This is a genomic window from Pseudomonas sp. NY15435, assembly GCF_048068295.1.
GTDB lineage: Bacteria > Pseudomonadota > Gammaproteobacteria > Pseudomonadales > Pseudomonadaceae > Pseudomonas.
In genome coordinates this window covers 77909-99846 of the sequence record NZ_JBLUQA010000002.1, presented here as the reverse complement: position 1 = coordinate 99846, position 21938 = coordinate 77909, and the positions used below count along the sequence as shown (strand labels likewise).

At 66.3% G+C, this 21938-nt stretch carries 16 protein-coding genes; 8 read left to right on the top strand and 8 right to left on the bottom strand.

From position 1 onward, the window contains the following. Positions 1-82: 82 nt before the first annotated feature. Both ACNFH5_RS04525 and xseA read right to left on the bottom strand, forming a co-directional pair. Positions 83-841 carry a M15 family metallopeptidase gene (locus ACNFH5_RS04525; RefSeq protein ID WP_416744527.1) on the bottom strand — a complete coding sequence of 253 codons (759 nt, stop codon included), beginning with the start codon at positions 839-841 and terminating at the stop codon, positions 83-85. Positions 842-847: 6 nt separating this feature from the next. Further along, positions 848-2227, bottom strand: coding sequence for an exodeoxyribonuclease VII large subunit (xseA, locus tag ACNFH5_RS04520; RefSeq protein WP_416744526.1), 1380 nt, complete (start codon positions 2225-2227; stop codon positions 848-850). A gap of 148 nt (positions 2228-2375) precedes the next feature. Between xseA and guaB the strand changes: the two genes are divergently transcribed. The 5 genes from guaB to tadA all read left to right on the top strand — a co-directional run bounded on the left by guaB (position 2376) and on the right by tadA (position 7799). Continuing rightward, entirely contained in the window at positions 2376-3845 is a 1470-nt protein-coding gene (gene guaB / locus ACNFH5_RS04515; protein WP_024762983.1) for an IMP dehydrogenase, read from the top strand. A 3-nt stretch (positions 3846-3848) separates the two neighbouring features. Beyond that, positions 3849-4013: a hypothetical protein gene (locus tag ACNFH5_RS04510; protein WP_416744525.1), complete on the top strand. Its 165-nt coding sequence runs from the start codon at positions 3849-3851 to the stop codon at positions 4011-4013. Positions 4014-4056: 43 nt separating this feature from the next. Next, positions 4057-5634 (top strand): glutamine-hydrolyzing GMP synthase, encoded by a 1578-nt coding sequence (guaA, locus tag ACNFH5_RS04505; RefSeq protein ID WP_045211294.1) that lies wholly within the window; start codon positions 4057-4059, stop codon positions 5632-5634. A 255-nt stretch (positions 5635-5889) separates the two neighbouring features. After that, positions 5890-7293 carry a multicopper oxidase family protein gene (locus tag ACNFH5_RS04500; protein ID WP_416744524.1) on the top strand — a complete coding sequence of 468 codons (1404 nt, stop codon included), beginning with the start codon at positions 5890-5892 and terminating at the stop codon, positions 7291-7293. Next, the gene (gene tadA / locus ACNFH5_RS04495; RefSeq protein ID WP_416744523.1) at positions 7281-7799 is read left to right on the top strand and encodes a tRNA adenosine(34) deaminase TadA; all 519 of its coding nucleotides are present in this window, start codon (positions 7281-7283) and stop codon (positions 7797-7799) included. The genes ACNFH5_RS04500 and tadA overlap by 13 nt, the downstream gene beginning before the upstream one ends. Before the next feature lie 163 nt (positions 7800-7962). Here the strand turns inward: tadA and mltF are convergent, their stop codons facing one another. Continuing rightward, positions 7963-9438 (bottom strand): membrane-bound lytic murein transglycosylase MltF, encoded by a 1476-nt coding sequence (gene mltF / locus ACNFH5_RS04490; RefSeq protein ID WP_416744522.1) that lies wholly within the window; start codon positions 9436-9438, stop codon positions 7963-7965. A gap of 290 nt (positions 9439-9728) precedes the next feature. On the opposite strand from mltF, the gene purL reads away from it, so the two are divergent. The 3 genes from purL (at position 9729) to ACNFH5_RS04475 (ending at position 14557) form a co-directional block, all read left to right on the top strand. Next, a complete protein-coding gene (gene purL, locus ACNFH5_RS04485) occupies positions 9729-13622 on the top strand; it encodes a phosphoribosylformylglycinamidine synthase (RefSeq protein WP_416744521.1) in 3894 nt (1297 codons plus the stop codon). A gap of 173 nt (positions 13623-13795) precedes the next feature. Then, positions 13796-14056 (top strand): CDGSH iron-sulfur domain-containing protein, encoded by a 261-nt coding sequence (locus ACNFH5_RS04480; RefSeq protein WP_416744520.1) that lies wholly within the window; start codon positions 13796-13798, stop codon positions 14054-14056. 183 nt (positions 14057-14239) lie between these two features. Then, on the top strand, positions 14240-14557 hold the full coding sequence (locus tag ACNFH5_RS04475; RefSeq protein WP_416744519.1) for an NGG1p interacting factor NIF3: 318 nt from the start codon (positions 14240-14242) through the stop codon (positions 14555-14557). 44 nt (positions 14558-14601) lie between these two features. Here the strand turns inward: ACNFH5_RS04475 and nagE are convergent, their stop codons facing one another. The 5 genes from nagE to ACNFH5_RS04450 form a co-directional block, all read right to left on the bottom strand. Then, positions 14602-16260 (bottom strand): N-acetylglucosamine-specific PTS transporter subunit IIBC, encoded by a 1659-nt coding sequence (gene nagE, locus ACNFH5_RS04470; RefSeq protein WP_416744948.1) that lies wholly within the window; start codon positions 16258-16260, stop codon positions 14602-14604. A gap of 131 nt (positions 16261-16391) precedes the next feature. Next, on the bottom strand, positions 16392-18905 hold the full coding sequence (gene ptsP, locus ACNFH5_RS04465) for a phosphoenolpyruvate--protein phosphotransferase (protein ID WP_416744518.1): 2514 nt from the start codon (positions 18903-18905) through the stop codon (positions 16392-16394). A gap of 11 nt (positions 18906-18916) precedes the next feature. Next, positions 18917-19939 carry an SIS domain-containing protein gene (locus ACNFH5_RS04460; RefSeq protein ID WP_416744517.1) on the bottom strand — a complete coding sequence of 341 codons (1023 nt, stop codon included), beginning with the start codon at positions 19937-19939 and terminating at the stop codon, positions 18917-18919. Further along, the gene (gene nagA, locus ACNFH5_RS04455; protein ID WP_416744516.1) at positions 19920-21026 is read right to left on the bottom strand and encodes an N-acetylglucosamine-6-phosphate deacetylase; all 1107 of its coding nucleotides are present in this window, start codon (positions 21024-21026) and stop codon (positions 19920-19922) included. Before nagA ends, ACNFH5_RS04460 begins: the two co-directional genes overlap by 20 nt. Positions 21027-21041: 15 nt before the next feature. Next, entirely contained in the window at positions 21042-21803 is a 762-nt protein-coding gene (locus tag ACNFH5_RS04450; protein WP_416744514.1) for a GntR family transcriptional regulator, read from the bottom strand. Positions 21804-21938 lie beyond the last annotated feature (135 nt).

The following is a 21938-nucleotide window of genomic DNA, read 5'->3' as shown; positions in this document are numbered from 1 at the left end:
TTTTTTGTAGGACCGAGGGGGGCGCCCAGCCCTTGCTCGCGAACCCACCCCGCAGCGAAACCGTTCGCGAGCAAGCTCGCTCCTACAGGTTATGCAGGCCCTCGAGCTGCTGGCGCCACAGCTGCTCCAGCGACAGCACCTGCGCGGGACCATAGATGGCGTGGGGCTTGCCCAGGTGCGCGGCCCACAGCTGGTCGCCGTAGTCGTAGTGCCACCACTCGCTGGACAGGTTGCTGAAACCTGCCGCTTTCATGGCATTGAACAGAATTCGGCGGTTGCCGCGGATGCGCAGCTGTAGTTCGTCCGGCGCGTCGATCTCTTCGTAATGGCGGGTATAGGAACGTGGTGTGGCCTCGTCGAACAGGCTGCCCATGTCCAGCCAGCGGCCTTCGCCGTCGCACAGGGTCAGGTCGATGGCGCCGCCGGTCAGGTGTGGGCTGGGCGATTCGGTGCGGGTGCTGGGCGGCGCCACAAACTCGCGGGTGCGCCGGGTCAGCTCGGCCGGATCGGCGTCCGGATCATGCTGACGGAGGATGTCGTAGAGCGTGTCGTACAGGTGCTGCTGCACTGCAAAGGGTCGCCAGGCGTCGAGGATGACCAGGCGCAGGCCGTCGGGCAGCAGGCTGGCGGCCTGCAGCAGGCGCTCGAAGACTTCCGTGCGGGCATAACATTCCGGCTGGGCGTTGGGCACGCCGAGACGGTGATAGGCCGGCCATACCGCGAAACCCGTAGCAATGCCCATGGCCTGCAACGGTTGCTCGCACTCGACGATGGGCACGCGGAAGGCCTCGGCCCAGTCCGGATCGGGTTGCGGCAGGATCGGTGCGAGCAGGTCGGTCATCGGTTCTCAATCCAGCAGCGACAGGGTGACGGGCGCCTGGTGATTGTCTTCAACGCGTACCTCAAGCTCACCGTCGCCCAGCTTGGCCTTGAGGCGCTGACCGTTCTTCGTCTGCGTGGCGCTGCGGATGGCCTGGCCCTTGTCGTCCAGCAGGATGCTGTAGCCACGGCCGAGGGTCGCCAGCGGGCTGACGATGTGCAACGTCTGCATCAGGCCGTCCAGGCGCTGGCGCTGTTCGCGCAGGATCGCGTTGGTGGCGCGGGGTAGACGGGCGCTGAGGTTCTCCAGGCGCTGCCGAAGCAAGGCCAGGTTACGGCCGGGATGTTGCGCGGCGAGGCGCGTATCCAGCCGCGCGACGCGCTCCTGACGGATGTGCAGTTGGCGCTCGAAGGCGCGGCGCAGGCGCATGTCCAGATCGTCCAGGCGTTGGGACTGCTGGCGCAGGCGCTCGCCGGGGTGACGCAGGCGTCGGGCGGTGCCTTCCAGGCGCAGACGTTCGCGGGTCAGGCGGTCCTGGATGCGCAGGATCAGCCGGCGACGCAGGCTGTCCAGGCGTTGTTGCAGGTCGCCGCTGTGCGGCGCCAGCAATTCGGCGGCGGCCGAGGGAGTGGGCGCGCGCACGTCGGCGACGAAATCGCTGATGGAGACGTCGGTCTCATGGCCCACGGCGCTGACGATGGGGGTCACGCAGGCGGCAATGGCACGGGCCACCGGTTCCTCGTTGAAGCACCAGAGGTCCTCCAGCGAGCCGCCGCCACGGGCCAGGATCAGTGCGTCGAAGCCCTGGGCGTCGGCCAGCTTCAGCGCGCGGACGATCTGCCCGATGGCCTCGCGGCCCTGCACGGCGGTGGGAATCAGGGTCAGCTCGACCTGCGGTGCGCGGCGGCGGAACACGCTGATGATGTCGCGGATCACCGCGCCGGTGGGCGAGCTGATGATGCCGATGCGCCGTGGATGGGCGGGCAACTCCTGCTTGCGCTCGGCGGCGAACAGGCCCTCGGCGGCGAGCTTTTCCTTCAATGCCTCGAAGGCCAGGCGCAGTGCGCCGTCACCGGCCGGTTCGACGGTATCGGCGATCAGTTGATAGTCGCCACGCCCCTCGAACAGCGAGACCTTGCCTCGTACCCGCACGGCCAGGCCATCACGCAGGGCCTGGCGCACGCGCAGGGCGTTCTGCCGGAACAGCGCGCAACGCACCTGGGCGTTGCTGTCCTTGAGGGTGAAATACATGTGGCCGGACGCGGGGCGGGCGAGGTTGGAGATTTCGCCCTCCACCCAGACCTGCGGGAACACGTCCTCCAGCAGGTGGCGGGCGCGCTGGTTGAGCTGGCTGACGGTCAGAACCTCACGGTCGAGGCCCAGCCGTTGGAAGGGATCTTTCTGCATGGCGAAGGATGATAAGCGCGCCCGTGGACAGGGGCCAGCGCGCAAGATGGAGAAAGGCTTTATTCAGATCGTCTGGTCACGTTGAGCCGCAGCCCCCAGCTGGGATATAATGCCGCGCTTCCATTTTTCCCGATCGGGAGCCCCCGCCATGCTGCGCATCAGCCAAGAAGCCCTCACTTTCGACGACGTCCTCCTGATTCCGGGTTATTCGGAAGTCCTACCCAAGGACGTGAGCCTGAAAACTCGCCTGACCCGAGGCATCGAGCTGAACATCCCGCTGGTGTCCGCCGCGATGGATACCGTGACCGAAGCCCGCCTGGCCATCGCCATGGCGCAGGAAGGCGGCATCGGCATCATCCACAAGAACATGAGCATCGAGCAGCAGGCCGCCGAGGTCCGCAAGGTCAAGAAGCACGAGACCGCGATTGTTCGCGACCCGGTCACCGTGACCCCGTCGACCAAGATCATCGAGCTGCTGCAGATTGCCCGCGAGTACGGCTTCTCCGGCTTCCCGGTGGTGGAAGAGGGTGAGCTGGTCGGTATCGTCACTGGTCGCGACCTGCGCGTGAAGCCGAACATCGGCGACAGCGTCGCCGCGATCATGACCCCGAAGGACAAGCTGGTCACCGCTCGCGAAAACACCCCGCTGGAAGAGATCAAGGCCGCGCTCTACGAGAACCGCATCGAGAAGATGCTGATCGTCGACGAGAACTTCTACCTCACTGGCCTTGTGACCTTCCGCGACATCGAGAAGGCCAAGACCTACCCGCTGGCGTCCAAGGATGACCTGGGTCGCCTGCGCGTCGGCGCAGCCGTCGGTACCGGTGCAGACACTGGCGAGCGCGTTTCCGCGCTGGTTGCCGCTGGCGTTGACGTGGTAGTCGTCGATACCGCCCACGGCCACTCCAAAGGCGTGATCGACCGCGTGCGCTGGGTGAAGGAAACCTTCCCGCAGGTACAGGTCATCGGCGGCAACATCGCCACCGGCGAAGCCGCGAAAGCCCTGGCAGACGCCGGCGCCGACGCTGTGAAAGTCGGCATCGGCCCGGGTTCCATCTGCACCACCCGTATCGTTGCTGGCGTTGGCGTGCCGCAGATTTCCGCCATTGCCAACGTCGCCGCTGCCCTGGAAGGCACCGGTGTACCGCTGATCGCCGACGGTGGCATCCGCTTCTCCGGCGACCTGGCCAAGGCCATGGTGGCTGGCGCTTACTGCGTGATGATGGGTTCGATGTTCGCCGGTACCGAAGAAGCGCCGGGCGAGATCGAGCTGTTCCAGGGCCGCTCCTACAAGTCCTACCGTGGCATGGGCTCCCTGGGCGCCATGGCCGGTTCCACCGGTTCCTCCGACCGCTACTTCCAGGACGCCTCCGCCGGCGCCGAGAAGCTGGTGCCCGAAGGCATCGAAGGCCGCGTGCCCTATAAGGGCCAGCTGACCGCCATCGTCCACCAGCTGATGGGTGGCCTGCGCGCCGCCATGGGCTACACCGGCAGCGCCGATATCCAGGACATGCGCACCAAGCCGCAGTTCGTGCGCATCACTGGCGCCGGCATGGCCGAGTCCCACGTCCACGATGTACAGATCACCAAGGAAGCGCCGAATTACCGCGTAGGTTAAAAAATGACTTTGACGCTGCTGCGCTTGAACATGCTGCGTTGGAAAAACAGTCGAAATGCTCATTTGCTTCAGCAAACTCCGCTTTCTCCTGTTTTCCCGCCTTGCCTGTCCTGCGCTCGCGACGCGGCAATGCCATTTTTAAAAGTTGCAGGACACGGGGCTGCTTGATACAGCCCCGTGTCGTTTAAGAATTTCGCTACGAGAGATGGCCATGGCCCAAGACATTCACGCTCACCGGATCCTGATCCTCGACTTCGGCTCCCAGTACACCCAGCTGATCGCCCGCCGCGTCCGCGAGATCGGTGTGTACTGCGAAATCCATCCGTTCGACATGAGCGACGACGAAGTTCGTGCCTTCGCCCCGCGCGGCATCATCCTGGCCGGTGGCCCGGAGTCGGTGCACGAAGCCAACAGCCCGCGCGCGCCGCAGGCGGTGTTCGATCTGAAGGTGCCGCTGTTCGGCATCTGCTATGGCATGCAGACCATGGCCGAGCAGATGGGCGGCAAGGTGCTGGGCTCTGACCTGCGCGAATTCGGCTACGCCCGCGTCGACGTGGTCGGCAAGGCACGCCTGCTGGACGGCATCGAAGATTGCGTCAGCGAAGACGGCGTGTTCGGTCTCGACGTCTGGATGAGCCACGGCGACAAGGTCACCGAGATCCCGGCCGGCTTCCACATCCTCGCCAGCACCCCGAGCTGCCCGATCGCCGCCATGGCTGACGACGCTCGCGGCTACTACGGCGTGCAGTTCCACCCGGAAGTGACCCACACCAAGCAGGGCGGTCGCATCCTCTCCCGCTTCGTGCTGGACATCTGCGGCTGCGAAGCCCTGTGGACCCCGTCCAACATCGTCAACGACGCCATCGCCACCGTGCGTGCCCAGGTCGGCAACTCCAAAGTGCTGCTGGGCCTGTCCGGCGGCGTCGACTCCTCGGTGGTCGCAGCCCTGCTGCACAAGGCCATCGGCGACCAGCTGACCTGCGTCTTCGTCGACAACGGCCTGCTGCGCCTGCACGAGGGTGACCAGGTGATGGCCATGTTCGCCGAGAACATGGGCGTCAAGGTGATCCGTGCCAACGCCGAAGAGAAGTTCCTCAGCCGCCTGGCCGGCGTCAGCGACCCGGAGCAGAAGCGCAAGATCATCGGCGGCAGCTTCATCGAAGTCTTCGATGAGGAAGCCACCAAGCTGAAGGACGTGAAGTTCCTCGCCCAGGGCACCATCTACCCGGACGTGATCGAGTCGGCCGGCGCCAAGACCGGCAAGGCCCACGTGATCAAGTCGCACCACAACGTCGGCGGCCTGCCCGAAGACATGCAGTTCGAACTGGTCGAACCGCTGCGCGAGCTGTTCAAGGACGAAGTCCGCAAGATCGGCCTGGAGCTGGGCCTGCCCTACGACATGGTCTACCGCCACCCGTTCCCGGGCCCGGGTCTGGGCGTGCGCATCCTCGGCGAAGTGAAGAAGGAATACGCCGACCTGCTGCGTCGCGCGGACCACATCTTCATCGAAGAGCTGCGCAACTTCGACTGGTACCACAAGACCAGCCAGGCCTTCGTAGTGTTCCAGCCGGTGAAATCCGTCGGCGTGGTCGGCGATGGCCGTCGCTACGCCTGGGTCGTGGCCCTGCGCGCCGTGGAAACCATCGACTTCATGACCGCTCGCTGGGCGCACCTGCCGTACGAGCTGCTGGAGAAGGTCTCGAACCGTATCATCAACGAGATCGAAGGCATCTCCCGCGTCACCTACGACGTGTCGAGCAAGCCGCCGGCAACCATCGAGTGGGAATGATCGGAGACGTTTAACGTTTCCTTAACGAGGAAAGCGGCAATCTCGCCGCTTTCTTCGACAGGCGAGGACGCGGATGCCTGTCCTTGACCTGGCGCATGAGAGGCGTTAGCGCCTTCATGCACAGTTGCTTCTGCTTTCGTATCAAAAAAGCAGGACAGTGCAGCCGGCCGCAAGAGCCTGGCGCCGGGCGCGAACGCGCCAATCTCCGTGAAAGCCGATGGGGTCGCAAGTCCCTTGTTTGAGGAGTCTGGACCCATGTCGTTTACCCGTAGACAAATACTCGGTGGCCTTGCTGGCCTGGCCGTCGTCGGCCTGGGCGCCGGTGGCGCGCGCATCTGGCTGGCACGTCCGCAGGTCGCCGCCGAGCATGATTACGAACTGATCGCCGCGCCGCTGGACCTGGAGCTGGTGCCTGGCCACAAGACCCCCGGCCTGGGCTATGGCGGCCAGGCTCCCGGCGTGGAAATCCGCGCGCGCCAGGGCGACTGGCTGCGGGTGCGCTTCACCAACAAGCTGGACGAGCCGACCACCATCCATTGGCACGGCATCCGCCTGCCCATCGAGATGGATGGCGTGCCTTATATCTCGCAGCCGCCGGTGCAGCCGGGCGAGAGTTTCGTCTACCAGTTCAAGACGCCGGACGCCGGCAGCTACTGGTATCACCCGCACCTGATGAGCAGCGAGCAGCTGGGCCGTGGCCTGGTCGGGCCGCTGATCATCGACGAGCGCGAGCCGAGCGAGTTCACCAGCGAGAAGATCCTCAACCTGAAGACCTGGCATGTAGACGAGGAGGGCAACTTCACGCCCTTCAGCGTACCGCGCGAGGCTGCACGCGAAGGTACTCGCGGGCGCCTGTCGACCATCAACGGCGAACGCACGCCGGTGATCGAACTGCCGGCCGGCGAGATCGTCCGGGTGCGCATTCTCAACGTCGACAACACCGTGACTTACCGCCTCAACCTGCCGGACGCCGAGGCGAAGATCTACGCCATCGACGGCCACCCGGTGGAGCCGCGCGACTTCGGCAAGGGCCCGAGCGATCAGTACTGGATCGGCCCGGGCATGCGCCTGGAACTGGGCATCCGTGGCCCGGCGCAAGGCACCGAGCTTTCGCTGCGCAACGGCCCGGTGCGCCTGGCGACCATTCGTGGCGTGGCCAACCCCAAGGCGCCGACGGCCAAGTGGCCGGCGCCCCTGCCGCGCAACCCGGTAGCCGAGCCGGACCTGAAGAGCGCCGAGACCATCAACTTCAAGTTCGAGTGGGTCGGCGCCATGTCCGACTATTCCAAGGGCCAGTCGGCGCCTTCGCTGTGGCAGATCAATGGCGTGGCCTGGCAGGGCGGTGAAGAGCACAAGCACAACTCGCCGCCGCTGGCGAAGCTCAAGGAAGGCAACAGCTACATCTTCGTGCTGCGCAACATGACCCAGTACCAGCACCCGATCCACCTGCACGGCATGACCTTCAAGGTGCTGGATTCGGATCGCCGGGACATCATTCCGTACTTCACCGACACCTACCTGCTGGGCAAGAATGAGACGGCGCGCGTGGCGCTGGTGGCGGATAACCCCGGCCTGTGGATGTTCCACTGCCACGTGATCGATCACATGGAGACCGGGCTGATGGGAACCATCGCGGTGGGCGAGGCATGGTGCGGCTGACCAACAGCAAGGGGCACCCGACGGTGAAGGGGCTGGCGCCGGTCATCGACCGCAGCCAGGACATCCCCTTCATGCGCGAAGCCATGGCGCTGGCTGAGCAGGGCGCGGCGCTGGGCGAAGTGCCGGTGGGCGCCGTGCTGGTGCTGGACGGGAAGATCGTCGGCCGAGGCTTCAACCGGCCGATCACCTCCCACGACCCCAGTGCCCACGCAGAAATGGTCGCCATCCGCGAGGCCGCTGCCGCCGCGCAGAACTACCGTCTGCCCGGCAGCACCCTCTACGTCACCCTCGAGCCGTGCAGCATGTGCGCCGGCCTGCTGGTGCACTCGCGCATCCAGCGCGTGGTGTTCGGCGCCACCGAGCCCAAGTCGGGGGTGGTGGTCAGCCGGGGCAACTTCTTCGAACAGGACTTCCTCAACCATCGGGTGCTGGTGGAGGGCGGGGTCCTGGGGGAGGAGTGCAGCGCGATGCTCTCGGCCTTCTTCAAGGCGCGGCGCAAGGGCTGAGTTCGGCCTTTTTGTAGGAGCGAGCTTGCTCGCGAACGGCGCAACGCCAAGCCTATCGCGGACGGAGTCCGCTCCTACCCAATGCTCGACATCCGCGTAAGAGCGGACTCCGTCCGCGATCGATTCGACGTGGCACGTCGGCGACGTCAGTGGGTTTGAAGCCTCAGAGCTTCTGATCCCGCCCGTCATCGTCGTCAGGCTTGGTCTTGTTCACGCCGGGCAGGTGCAGGCCACTCTCGGCGAGCTGGCCGCCTTCCATCTGCGGCTGGGTTACCCAGGTCAGGATGTCGTAGTAGCGGCGCACGTTCTGCACGAAGTGAACGGTTTCGCCGCCGCGCGCGTAGCCGTAGCGCGTCTTGCGGTAGTACTGCTTCTGCGCCAGGCGCGGCAGCATCTTCTTTACATCGAGCCACTTGTTCGGGTTCAGGCCTTCCTGCTCGGCCATCTTGCGCGCGTCGTCCAGGTGCGCGCCGCCGATGTTGTACGCGGCCAGGGCGAACCACATGCGGTCCGGGTCCTTGATGCTGTCGGGCAACTCGTCCTTGATCTGCACGTAATACTTGCTGCCGCCCTGGATGCTCTGCTTCGGGTCCAGGCGGTTGGCCACGCCCATGGCCTGGGCGGTGCGGTTGGTCAGCATCATCAGGCCGCGCACGCCGGTCTTGGAGGTCGCGTCGGGCTGCCACATGGATTCCTGGTAGCCGATGGCGGCCAGCAGGCGCCAGTCGGCCTCCAGCTTGGTGCCGCTCTGGCGGAAGTGCGGTTCGTACTTGGGCAGGCGCTGTTGCAGGTGCTGGGCGAAGGTATAGGCGCCGACGTAGCCCAGGACGTCCACATGGCCGTAATAGCGGTCCTTCAGGCGTTGCAGCAGGCCGTCCTGCTTGGCCTTGTCGAGGAAGGCGTTGACCTTCTCCAGCAGGCTGTTGTCATCGCCGGCCGGCAGCGCCCAGGCCAGCCCCTTGGCATCGCCGAGATCGAACGCGACGCGCACGTTGGGGAAGTAGACCTGGTTCATCGCCAGTTCGTTGGAGTCCACCAGAGTCAGGTCGATCTCACCGACGTCCACCATGCGCAGCAGGTCGACCATTTCGTCGGCGTCGGATTCGCGGTATTCCAGCTTCGGGAACTGCTTCTTCAGCTCTGCCAGCTGCGCGGCGTGGCTGCTGCCTTTCAATACGACGATGCGCTTGCCGACCAGGTCTTCCGGGCGGGTAGGGCGCTGGGCGCCGTTGCGGTAGACGACCTGCGGGGTCACGTCGAGGTAGGAGTGCGAGTAGCGCACCTGGGAATCGCGATCGCCGCCCGGGGTCAGGCCGGCAGCCGCAAGGTTCGGCCCGCTGTCGCGGCCGATCCGGTCATAGAGGTCGTCGATGTTGTCGGCGGTTTCGATCTGCAGCTGTACACCCAGGCTGTCTGCAAAGCGCTTGGCCAGCTCGTACTCGAAACCGGTGTCGCCGTTGCGGTCCTGGAAGTAGGTGGCCGGACTGTTGCGGGTGATCACGCGCAGCACGCCGTCCTTCTGCACGCGCTCGAGGGCCGTCGGGGCTTTCGCCTCGCTACAGCCGGAAAGCAGCAGAAAGATACAGGTCGCCAAGATCCAGGCGGTGCAGCGCACACGGGACACAGTCAGGGCAAGCATCAGGGCAGTATACGCAAAGGCTGTTGTGCGCCATATCTCGACAGCTCGAAGCTTCTCTGCTAGCTGGGACACCGTTCGTCGGCATTTTTCGTGGCGAAGCTCGCTGGCGCGGGATTTTCCCCAGGCGGCTCGAAGGCGTTCGAAGATGAATGGCGATTTCCGCCGGAGTAGCGGCAAGTAAGGTGCTTGAAAGGTGCCGCCACGCTGCGCTTTACGGTAGAATGCACGGCCTCTGTGGGCCGGCCCGACCGGCCCCACATACTTCCCCGTCTCCAGAGGCTGTTCCGACAATGCTGATCCTGCGCGGTGCTCCCGCCCTTTCCGCTTTCCGCCACGGCAAACTGCTCGACCTGCTGACCCAGCATGTGCCCGCCGTCACCGGGCTGTATGCCGAGTTTGCGCACTTCGCCGAGGTCACCGGAGCCCTCAACGCCGAGGAAGAACAGGTCCTGGCGCGCCTGCTGAAATACGGTCCGAGCGTACCGGTGCAGGAGCCCGCGGGTCGTCTGTTCCTGGTGCTGCCGCGCTTCGGCACCATTTCGCCGTGGTCGAGCAAGGCCTCTGATATCGCCCGCAACTGTGGCCTGGCGAAGATCGAGCGCATCGAGCGTGGCATCGCCTACTACGTCACCGGCGAGCTGAGCGAGGCCGACGCACAAGCCGTCGCCGCCCGCCTGCACGACCGCATGACCCAGCTTGTACTGAATGAGCTCGAAGAAGCTTCCGCCCTGTTCAGCCACGCCCAGCCCAAGCCGCTGACCGTGGTAGACATCCTCGCCGGCGGTCGTGCCGCGCTGGAGAAGGCCAACCTCGAGCTGGGCCTGGCGCTGGCCGAAGACGAGATCGACTACCTGGTGAAGAGCTTCGTCGAGATGGGCCGCAACCCGCACGACGTCGAGCTGATGATGTTCGCCCAGGCCAACTCCGAACACTGCCGCCACAAGATTTTCAACGCCAGTTGGGACATCGACGGCCAGGCTCAGGACAAGAGCCTGTTCGGCATGATCAAGAACACCTATGAAATGCACCGCGAAGGCGTCCTGTCCGCGTACAAGGACAACGCTGCGGTGATGAAAGGCTACGTCGCCGGTCGCTTCTACCCGAACGCCGAGACCCGCCAGTACGGCGCCAGCGAAGAGCCGGTGCACATCCTGATGAAGGTGGAAACCCACAACCACCCGACTGCCATCGCTCCCTTCCCCGGCGCCTCCACCGGCTCCGGCGGCGAAATCCGTGACGAAGGCGCAACCGGTCGTGGCGCGAAGCCGAAAGCCGGCCTGGTGGGCTTCACCGTTTCCAACCTGAACATCCCCGGTTTCGAACAGCCCTGGGAAGTGCCCTACGGCAAGCCCGAGCGCATCGTTACCCCGCTGGACATCATGATCGAAGGCCCGCTGGGCGGCGCCGCGTTCAACAACGAATTCGGTCGCCCGAACCTCGCCGGCTACTTCCGCACCTTCGAGCAGGCCATCGCCACTCCGCGCGGTGAGGAAGTCCGTGGCTACCACAAGCCGATCATGATCGCCGGCGGCATGGGCAACATCCGCGAAGACCACGTGCAGAAGGGCGAGATTTCGGTCGGCGCCAAGCTGATCGTACTCGGCGGCCCAGCCATGCTGATCGGCCTGGGCGGCGGCGCGGCTTCCTCGATGGCCACCGGCGCCTCCGCCGCTGACCTGGACTTCGCCTCGGTGCAGCGCGAGAACCCGGAAATGGAACGCCGTTGCCAGGAGGTCATCGACCGCTGCTGGCAGATGGGCGAGAACAACCCGATCAAGTTCATCCATGACGTGGGCGCGGGCGGCATCTCCAACGCCCTGCCGGAACTGATCAACGACGGCGGCCGCGGCGGTCGCTTCCAACTGCGCAACGTGCCCAACGACGAGCCGGGCATGAGCCCGCTGGAAATCTGGTGCAACGAGTCGCAGGAACGCTACGTGATGTCGGTGGATGCCGCCGACTTCGAGACCTTCAAGGCCATCTGCGAGCGCGAGCGCTGCCCGTTCGCCGTGGTTGGCGAAGCCACTGAAGAGAAGCAACTGACCGTTGCCGACAGCCACTTCGGCAACAACCCGGTGGACATGCCGCTCGAAGTGCTGCTGGGCAAGCCGCCGCGCATGCACCGTTCGGTCACCCGCGAAGCTGAGCTGGGCGATGACTTCGCCGCCGCCGGCCTGGACCTGACCGAGTCCACCGAGCGTGTGCTGCGTCACCCGGCCGTTGCCAGCAAGAACTTCCTGATCACCATCGGCGACCGCACCATCACCGGCCTGGTTGCCCGCGACCAACTGGTCGGCCCGTGGCAGGTTCCGGTGGCCGACTGCGCCGTCACCGCCACCAGCTTCGACGTCTACACCGGTGAAGCCATGGCCATGGGCGAGCGCACTCCGCTGGCCGTGATCGACGCCCCGGCCTCCGGCCGCATGGCGATCGGCGAGACCATCACCAACCTGGCCGCCGCCAGCATCGACAAGATTTCCGAGATCAAGCTCTCCGCCAACTGGATGGCCGCTGCCGGCCACCCGGGCGAGGACGCGCGCCTTTACGACACCGTCAAGGCTGTCGGCATGGAGCTGTGCCCGGCGCTGGGCATCACCATCCCGGTGGGCAAGGACTCCATGTCCATGAAGACCCGCTGGCAGGATGGCGACGCCGAGAAGAGCGTGACCTCGCCGATGTCGCTGATCATCTCCGGTTTCGCTCCGGTCAACGACGTACGCAAGACCCTGACCCCGCAGCTGCGCCTGGACAAGGGCGAAACCGACCTGATCGTCATCGACCTCGGTCGTGGCAAGAACCGCATGGGCGGCTCCATCCTCGCCCAGGTCAACGGCCAGATTGGCCGCGCCGCGCCGGACGTCGACGATGCCGAGGACCTGAAAGCCTTCTTCGCCGTGATCCAGGGCCTGAACGCCGACGGCCACCTGCTGGCCTACCATGACCGTTCCGACGGCGGCCTGATGGCCACCGTGGTGGAAATGGCCTTCGCCGGCAAATGCGGCCTCGATCTGAACCTCGATGCGCTGGCCGATGGCCGTGACGAGCTGACTGCCGCCCTGTTCAACGAAGAACTGGGTGCGGTGATTCAGGTTCGCTCCGCCGCCACCCCGGAAGTACTGGCCCAGTTCAGCGCCGCCGGCCTGGAAGACTGCGTCGCGGTCATCGGCCAGCCGGCCAGTAGCGCCGACATCGTGCTCTCCTTCAACGGCGAGCGCGTCTACAGTGCCCAGCGTCGCAACCTGCAGCGCATCTGGAGCGAGACCAGCTACCGCATCCAGCGCATGCGCGACAACGCCGATTGCGCCGACCAGGAATACGATGGCCTGCTGGAAGACAACCCCGGCCTGTCGGTGAAGCTGAGCTTCGACGTCAACGACAACATCGCCGCGCCCTACATCAAGAAAGGCGTGCGCCCGCAGATCGCCATCCTGCGCGAGCAGGGCGTCAACGGCCAGGTGGAAATGGCCGCGGCCTTCGACCGCGCCGGCTTCGCCGCCGTCGACGTGCACATGAGCGACATCCTCTCCGGCCGCATCAGCCTGGAGCAGTTCAAGGGCCTGGTGGCCTGCGGCGGCTTCTCCTACGGCGACGTACTGGGCGCCGGCGAAGGCTGGGCCAAGTCGATCCTGTTCAACGCCCGTGCCCGCGACGGCTTCCAGGCCTTCTTCGAGCGCAAGGACAGCTTCGCCCTCGGCGTGTGCAACGGTTGCCAGATGATGTCCAACCTGCACGAGCTGATCCCCGGCACCGAGTTCTGGCCGCACTTCGTGCGCAACCGCTCCGAGCAGTTCGAAGCGCGCGTAGCGATGGTCCAGGTCCAGGAGTCGCAGTCGATCTTCCTGCAGGGCATGGCCGGTTCGCGTATGCCGATCGCCATCGCCCACGGCGAAGGTCATGCGGAGTTCGAAAGCGAGGAAGCGCTGCTGGAAGCTGACCTGTCCGGCACCGTGGCCCTGCGTTTCGTCGACAACCTGGGCAAGGTTACCGAGAGCTACCCGGCCAACCCGAACGGCTCGCCGCGTGGCATCACCGGCCTGACCAGCCGCGACGGCCGCGTCACCATCATGATGCCGCACCCGGAGCGCGTGTTCCGCGCCGTGCAGAACTCCTGGCGTCCGGACGAGTGGGAAGAGGACGGCGGCTGGATGCGCATGTTCCGCAATGCCCGCGTCTGGGTGGGTTGAGCCCGGTCTGATGCGATACGAAAAAGGGGAAAGCTTCGGCTTTCCCCTTTTTCTTTACGGGCCCTTGCAGGGACCATGGCTCTGGTGGGAGCGCGCTTGCTCGCGAATCGCGCCATAGCCGAACCCTGCGGGCGGGGCCTATTCCGACCCTGTTGCCGACGGTGGATCGCCAGGTGGATGACTTGCAGAAACTTCCCGAAGTTCGCACGGTTGAGCCGGGGCAGGTTCTGCGCCTGTGCCGCTGCGGGCGGTGCGCCTGCCTGCCGGATGCCGACGCCGATTGTGCCGACGCCCTGAAGTTGACCGTCGGGCGCGAACGCCATCTGTTGCTATGCCGCTGCGGGCTGTCGGCGGGCCTGCCGTTCTGCGACGGTTCCCACGCGCCGGCAGCACCTGGCCTGAAGGAACGTTGGCGCCGCTTCACTGGAAGGTGAGGTCGAAGTCCGTCACAGATTTCATACAAAGTCGTTCACAGACGAACAAGCCCGGAACCGGACGGTCGAACTTCCACGACGACCTGCAAGTCAGAAGAGGCAAAGTGCCACTATTTGTGGCAGCATTTGTCACCCGTGGCGTTCTTTGTCACGGCAGTGTCCCTGTTTCGATCGGAGTCTCCGATGTACAAACTGTGTTTCTACGTTCCGGAAAGCCATCTGGAACCGGTCAAGAAAGCGGTGTTCGCCGCCGGTGCAGGACGCATCGGCGCCTATGACAGCTGTTGCTGGCAGGCGCTCGGACAGGGACAGTTCCGCCCATTGCAAGGCAGCAATCCGTTTATCGGCCAGGCTGGCAGCGTCGAGCAGGTCGCCGAGTGGAAGGTTGAGATGGTGGTGGCCGACGAGTTGATCCATGACTCGGTGAAAGCGCTGAAGGCGGCGCATCCTTACGAGACGCCAGCCTTCGAGGTCTGGCGGCTATCGGACATGGTGTTCTGACCCAAGAAAAGGCGCCCGCAGGCGCCTTTTTTCATGCCCCGCGATCAGCCGCGCAGGCTGCCGAAGGACTGCCCCAGCGCCCCCGCGCGCGGCCCTACGAGCAGGTGATAGACGCCTTCAGCCACCTGGCTGATACCCAGGCAACCCAGTTCGGCGAGACGGCCTCGCTGCAACTGCTCACTGTTCTTCACGGCCACCCGCAAGCGTGTCAGCGCGACGGTCTCGACGCTGCACAAATTGCCCTGGCCGCCCAGCGCCTGCAGCCATTCACCGGTTTCCTGCGATGAGACGACTTCCACCGGTTGCGAGGCTGAATCCTCGTTGACGGGTTGGGCTGCACTCTCCTGCAGAATGCCTGCCGGTAGTGCGTGGCGGATCTCGTCGGCAATGCTGTCGGCTTCCGGGCCGACCACTACCTGCAGGCTGCCGGCCTTGCCGGGGCGGACCACGGCCATCGCGCCCAGCGCTTTGAGCTGCGTGTCCGAGGCTTTGCTGCGGTCCGTCAGCTTCAGGCGCAGGCGGGTTGTGCAGGCGTCCACCACCTCAAGGTTGGCGGCGCCGCCCAGCGCCTTGATGAACGCCGGTGCGCGCTGCTCGGAGGAACTGGCAGTCGTTTCGTCGTCGCTGTTTTCGTCGAATTCCTCGCGGCCGGGTGTCTTCAGCTGGAAGCGGCGGATGCAGAAATCGAACACGAAGTAGTAGGCAGCGGCATAGCACAGGCCCAGCGGCCAGAGCATCCAGCCGTTGGTGGACCTGCCCCAGCCCAGCGCCAGGTCGATGGCGCCGCCGGAGAAGGTGAAGCCCAGGCGGATGTTCAGCAGGTCAGTGATGGCCATCGACAGTCCGGTCAGCAGCGCGTGAAGCAGGTACAGCAGCGGCGCCAGGAACATGAAGGCAAATTCGATGGGTTCGGTCACGCCGGTGAGGAAAGCGGTCAGTGCCATCGATAGCAGCAGGCCGCCGACGAGCTTGCGCCGCTCCGGGCGGGCGTTGCGGTACATCGCCAGGCACGCGGCAGGCAGGCCGAACATCATCACCGGGAACATGCCGGCCATGAACTGGCCGCCCTTCGGGTCGCCGGCGAAGTAGCGGGCGAGGTCGCCGGTGATCTGTCGGCCGGTCTCCGGATCGGTGAAGGCGCCGAAGACGAACCACATCAGGTTGTTGAGGATGTGGTGCAGGCCGGTGACGATCAGCAGGCGATTGAGTACGCCGAAGGCGAAGGGGCCAAAGCTGCCGCTGCCCACCAGCAGGTTGCCCAGGTCATCGATCACATGCTGGACAGGCGGCCAGATCAGCCCGAACAGCACACCCAGGCCCAGCGCGGCGAGGCCGGTGGCGATGGGCACGAAGCGCCGGCCACCGAAGAACGCCAGGTACTGCGGCAGGGCGATGTCCTTGAAGCGGTTGTACAGAGCGCCGGCGACCAGGCCGCTGATGATCCCCGAGAGCACGCCCATGTTGATGCTGGGGTCGATGGCCTTGAGCGTCGACATCATCACCAGATAGCCCACGGCGCCTGCCAGGCCGGCGGTGCCGTTGTTGTCGCGGGCGAAGCCGACGGAGATGCCGATGGCGAAGATCAGTGCCAGGTTGGCGAAGATTGCATTGCCGGCATCGTGGATCAGCAGAATGTTCAGCAGGTCCTTGTCGCCCAGGCGTAGCAGCAGACCGGCGATCGGCAAGATGGCGATCGGCAGCATCAGGGCGCGCCCCAGGCGCTGCAGGGTTTCGATGAAGGCGCCGTACAACCGCGCGAGCAGCTGGCGCGGGCCTTGTGCGGTCTGGATCAGCTCAGTGGTCATGGTGTGGCTCCGATTCTTGTTCTGGGGCGTCAGGCCTGCGGCCACAGGCGTGCGCAGGCTTCCCGCACGGCGCGGGCGGAGCCCAGGGCCAGCAGTTCCTGGCTATGCCGGCGGCAGTGCTCGGCATCGAGTTCGCGCACCCGCGCCTTGATCTCGCCGACCAGGCCGGGGCTGACCGAGAGCTCCTGCACGCCCAGGCCGATCAGCACCGGCGTGGCCAGCGCTTCGCAAGCCAGGGCGCCGCAGACGCCGACCCAGCGGCCATGACGGGCGGCGCCGGTGCAGGTCTGGGCGATCAGCCGCAGCAACGCCGGGTGCAGCGCGTCGATGCGCGCGGCGAGCCCGGCATGGCAGCGGTCCATGGCCAGGGTGTACTGCGAAAGGTCGTTGGTGCCGATGGAGAAGAAATCGGCGTGCTCGGCCAACTGATCGGCCAATAGGGCCGCCGAGGGCACCTCGATCATCACGCCCAGTTCGGGGCGTTGCTCGATGCCCAGTTCCTGCGCCAACTGGTCCAGGCGCTGGCGGATGGCGATCAGCTCGTCCACCTCGCTGACCATGGGCAGCAGCACGCGGCAGCGTTGCAGCCCGGAGACCTGCAGCAGTGCGCGCAATTGCTGGTCGAGCAGATGCGGCAGCGCCTGGCCGAGGCGGATGCCGCGCAGGCCCAGCGCCGGGTTTTCCTCGGCGGGCAGCGGCAGGTAGGCGAGGTGCTTGTCGCCGCCGACATCGATGGTGCGGATGATCACCCGGCGCTCGCCCATGGCGTCCAGCACGTCCTGGTAGGCGCGCTGCTGCTCCTGCTCGTTCGGCGCCTGCTGGCGGTCGAGGAAGAGGAACTCGGTGCGCAGCAGGCCGACGCCATCGGCTCCGGCGGCAAAGGCTTCGGCTGCTTCTTCCGGGTTGGCGACGTTGGCGCCGACCTCGATGGACTTGCTGTCGCGGGTCTGAGCCGGTTGCTGGGCCTGCGCACGCTGGCGTTCGCGGGCTTGCTCGCGTTGTTCGAGCTGAACAGCGACCTGGGCGATCCGTTCGGCGCTGGGGCTGTATTCCAGTCGGCCGTGATCGGCATCCAGCACCAGCACTCGGCCTTCTTCCAACTCCAGCACCTGCGGGCCGAGAGCCACCAGGCAGGGCAGGCCCCTGGCGCGGGCAAGGATGGCGACGTGGGAAGTGGCGCCGCCTTCGGCCATGCACAGGCCGGCGACGCCAGCGCGGACCAGCGGGCCGAGGTCGGACGGGGTGATTTCATGGGCGGCCACCAGGCTGCCTGCCGGGACCGGCTGTTCGCCCTCGTTGTCGAGCAGGACGCGCAGCACGCGCTTCTCCAGGTCTCGCAGGTCATTGGCGCGCTCGGCCAGCAGTGGGTTACCCAGCGCCTGCAGAATGCCGCATTGCGCCTGCACGGTACGGTGCCAGGCGTGGGCGGCGCTGACGCGCTGATCGATCAGCAGGTCGGCGGCATCCAACAGACCGGGGTCTTCCAGCAGAGCGAGGTGGGCGGAGAAGATCGCTTCCTCGTCCGCGTGACCTTGTTTCCCGGCCTGTTGCAGTGTGGCGCGGACGTCATCGCGAACTCGTTCCAGCGCCTGATCCAGTTCGCGGTGCTGTTCGTCCGGCCGCGAATCTGCGCCGTCCTGCGGAAGCTGGATGGCGCCCAGACGCACCAGCGGGCCGCTGGCCACGCCAGGGGCGGCGCAGACGCCACCCAGTACGCCGGTTTCCTCCGTGCCTCGCGGCGCCGCTACCGGGACGGCGGCGACGGGAAGCGGATGGGGCTCGCCATCGGCGGTGCCCAGGGTTTTCAAGAGGGCGTGGAGCGCTGCTTCGCTGTCCTGGCCGCGGCAGATCACTTCCACTTCGTCCTGCTCGGCGACGCCCAGGCCCATGATGCCGACCAGGCTGTCGACGCTGGCGCTGCGCCCGCCGAAACGCAATTCGGCGCGGCTGGAGAATTCCTGGGCGGTCCTTCGCAGAAGTGCAGCGGGGCGGGCGTGGAGACCGCCGTGCAGCGCCACGCGGACGCTGCCACGGCTTTCACTGCCGCGACTGTGTGGTTCGTTGGATGCCGGCGCCGCACCGGTCCGGCTGAGTTGCAGCAGCGGCGCGCCGATGTCTACCGACGTGGTGGTCAGTGGGCGCAACTGGAAGCCGTCGCCGTTGGTGACGATCAGTACCGTGATCAGGCTCTTGCTGCCGCGCGCCACCTTGTCCAGGTCGAAGCGCAGCAGCGGCTGGCCTTCACTGACCCGCATACCTTCCTGCACCAGCGCTTCGAAGCCCTCTCCCTGCAGCTGAACGGTATCCAGGCCCAGGTGCAGCAGCAGTTCGGCGCCGTTGTCGGCCTTCAGGGTCACGGCATGGCGAGTGCGCGCGACGTGCATGACCACGCCGGCGCAGGGCGCATGCAGGCAGTCGTTAAGCGGGTCGATGGCGATGCCATCGCCCATGGCGCCACTGGAGAACACCGGGTCGGGGACCCGGCTGAGCGGCATCACGGGCCCGCTCAAGGGGGCTTTGAGGGCCAGATTGTTGTTGTTCATGGTGGCTGCGCTCAGTGGGTGCGGGTGACCTTGCTCAGGTGCCGCGGCTGGTCCGGGTTCATGCCGCGTGCTTCGGACAAGCCGGCGGCCATGACGTAGAAACTCTGGATCGCCAGGATCGGGTCCAGCGCCGGGTGGGCGGCGCTGGCGAGCGGCAGGTCACGCCCGGCGACATCGCCCGGGGCGGCCAGCAGGACCCGCGCGCCACGCTGGCGCATGTCCTCGGCCAGGGCCAGCAGGCCGGCCTGTTCGGGGCCTCGGGGGGCGAGGATGAGCAGCGGATAGTGCTCGTCCACCAGGGCCATCGGGCCGTGGCGGACTTCAGCGCTGCTGAAGGCCTCGGCCTGGATCGCCGAGGTTTCCTTGAATTTCAGCGCGGCCTCCTGGGCCACGGCGAAGCCAGTGCCGCGGCCGATCACCATCAACCGCTCGCAGTCGCGCAGGGTCTGCACGGCTGGCGTCCAGTCCAGTGCCGCGGCGCGCCGGAGGTCGTCGGCAAGGCCGGCTCCCGCTTCGAGCAGTGCCTGGTCGCGTTGCCAATGCGCCAGCAGGCGGGTGGCGGCGCTGAGGGTGGCGATGAAGCTCTTGGTGGCAGCGACGCTGCGTTCGGGGCCGGCACACAGCGGTGCGGTGAACTCGGCGGCAGCCTGCAGCGGAGAGTTCTCGGCATTCACCAGAGCGACGCTGAGGGCGCCGCGCTCGCGCAGGCGGCTCAGTGTGTCGACCAGGTCCGGGCTCTGGCCGGACTGGGAGAAGGCGAAGGCGACCTGACCGTCCACCTGCAGCGGCGCCTGGCGCAGGGTCACCACCGACATCGGCAGCGAGGCCACCGGTAGGCCCGCGTGCTGCATGGTCAGGTAGGCGAAGTAGCTGGCAGCGTGGTCGGAGCTGCCACGGGCGACGGTCATTGCCAGCTTCGGCGCGACGGCGCGCAGGCGCTCGCCAAGCGCCGGCAGGCTGCTGTCCAGTACGCTGAGCTGGTGTGCGACCACGTCGGCGGCGGACAGCGCTTCTTCAAGCATCAGTGAGGTCAAACTGGTCTCCTTCGACCCAGACGGTCTCGAGGGTCAGGGAACGGTCCAGGCGCACGATGTCGGCCCAGGCACCGGGGGTGAGGCGACCGCGCTCGGCGATGCCCAGGTAGTCGGCGGGGAACTGCGAGAGGCGCTGGGAGGCTTCGGCGATGGGCAGGCCGATCTTCACCAGGTTGCGCAGCGCCTGGTCCATGGTCAGCGTGCTGCCGGCCAGGGTGCCGTCAGGCAGGCGTACGCCACCCAGGCACTTGGTGACGGTGTGGCTACCCAGCTTGTACTCGCCGTCGGGCATGCCGGCGGCGGCGGTGGAGTCGGTCACGCAGTACAGGCACGGGATCGAGCGCAGGGCGACCTTGATCGCGCCGGGATGCACGTGCAGCAGGTCGGGGATCAGCTCGGCGAACTGCGCGTGGGCCAATGCGGCACCGACCATGCCGGGTTCGCGGTGGTGCAGCCCGCTCATCGCGTTGTACAGATGAGTGAAGCTGGTGGCGCCGGCTGCCATGGCTGCCACACCGTCCTCGTAACTGCCCAGTGTGTGGCCGATCTGCAGGCGCACGCCGCGCTCGGCCAATGCGCTGATCAGCGGCAGGTGGCCGGCGATTTCCGGGGCGATAGTGATGACCCGGATCGGTGCCAGGCGCAGGAACTCGTCCACTTCGTCGAGCACCGCGGCGTGGGCGAAGTTGGGCTGCGCACCGAGCTTGCCGGAATTGATGAATGGGCCTTCCAGGTGCACGCCCAGCACGCGCGCCGCCTGGCCGCGCGGCGCCTGGCAGTAGTCGCCCAGCGCACCGAGCACGCCGGCGATCTCGTCGCGCGGTGCCGTCATGGTAGTGGCGAGCAGCGAGGTGGTGCCGAAGCGCAGGTGCGTGCGCGCAATGGCGGCAAAGGCTTCGGCGCCTTCCATGATGTCGTGGCCGCCGCCGCCGTGAACGTGCAGGTCGATGAAGCCGGGCAGCAGGTAGGGCAGGTCGTTGTGCGACGGGTCGCCGAGGGAGCCGTCAATGCGCTGGATGCGGCCTTCCTGCAGGTGCAGGTGGCCCACGATCCAGCCCCGAGGGGTGAGGATGTTGCCTTTTAGCATGGGAGTCGTCCCGGATCAGCGCCGCAGTTCGGCGACGAAGTCGTAGTAGTCGTTGCGGCAGTAGGTGTCGGTCAGCTCGATGGCAGTGTTGTCTTCGAGGTAACCGATACGGGTCATCAGCAACATGGCGGTGCCGGGCCGGATGCCCACCAGCGCGGCTTCCTCGACCGAGGCGTTGACCGCCTGCACGTGTTGCAGGGCGCGGACCACCGGACGGCCGATGGCATCCAGGTGGGCATAGAGCGAGTCACCGACTGCCGACGGGTCGCCGAGCAGGCGCGCCGGCAAGCTGCTCTGCTCGATGGCCATGACGACGCCGTCGGCCTTGCGCAGGCGTTTCATGCGTACGACCTTCTCGGTGGGCGACAGGCCCAGGCGGATCACCTCTTCGTGGGTCGGCAGGCTGATCTCGCGTTCCAGCCAGGCAGAACTGGGGGTGAAGCCCTTGAGACGGAGCATTTCGCTGAAGCTGGAGAGGCGCGACAGCGGCTGCTCCAGGCGCGGGGTGATAAAGGTGCCGGAGCCCTGGATGCGATGCACCAGCCCTTGCTCGAGCAGGACCTCCAGTGCCTTGCGTGCGGTGACCCGGGACAGGCCGAGGTATTCGCTGAGATAGCGCTCGGAAGGCAGGGCTTCCTCGGCGCGCCAGTGCCCGGCGTGAATGGCGCTCTCCAGGCTGCGGGCCAGTTGCAGATAGAGCGGGGTGGACAGGCTCTCGTCCGGCCGCAGGGCCTGCAGGCGTTGCTCGGCGCTGATCTGGGTGGGCTGGCGGGTCATGGTCGGCTCGTTGGCGAGGTAGTGGAATTTACGCTAATACCACTTGGATACCACGTCAATGCCAGCTGGCCGGTCACCGGGGAGCTGGCCGACGAACTGCAGCCTGCGTCGCAATCGGCGAAAAGTGTGAGGAGT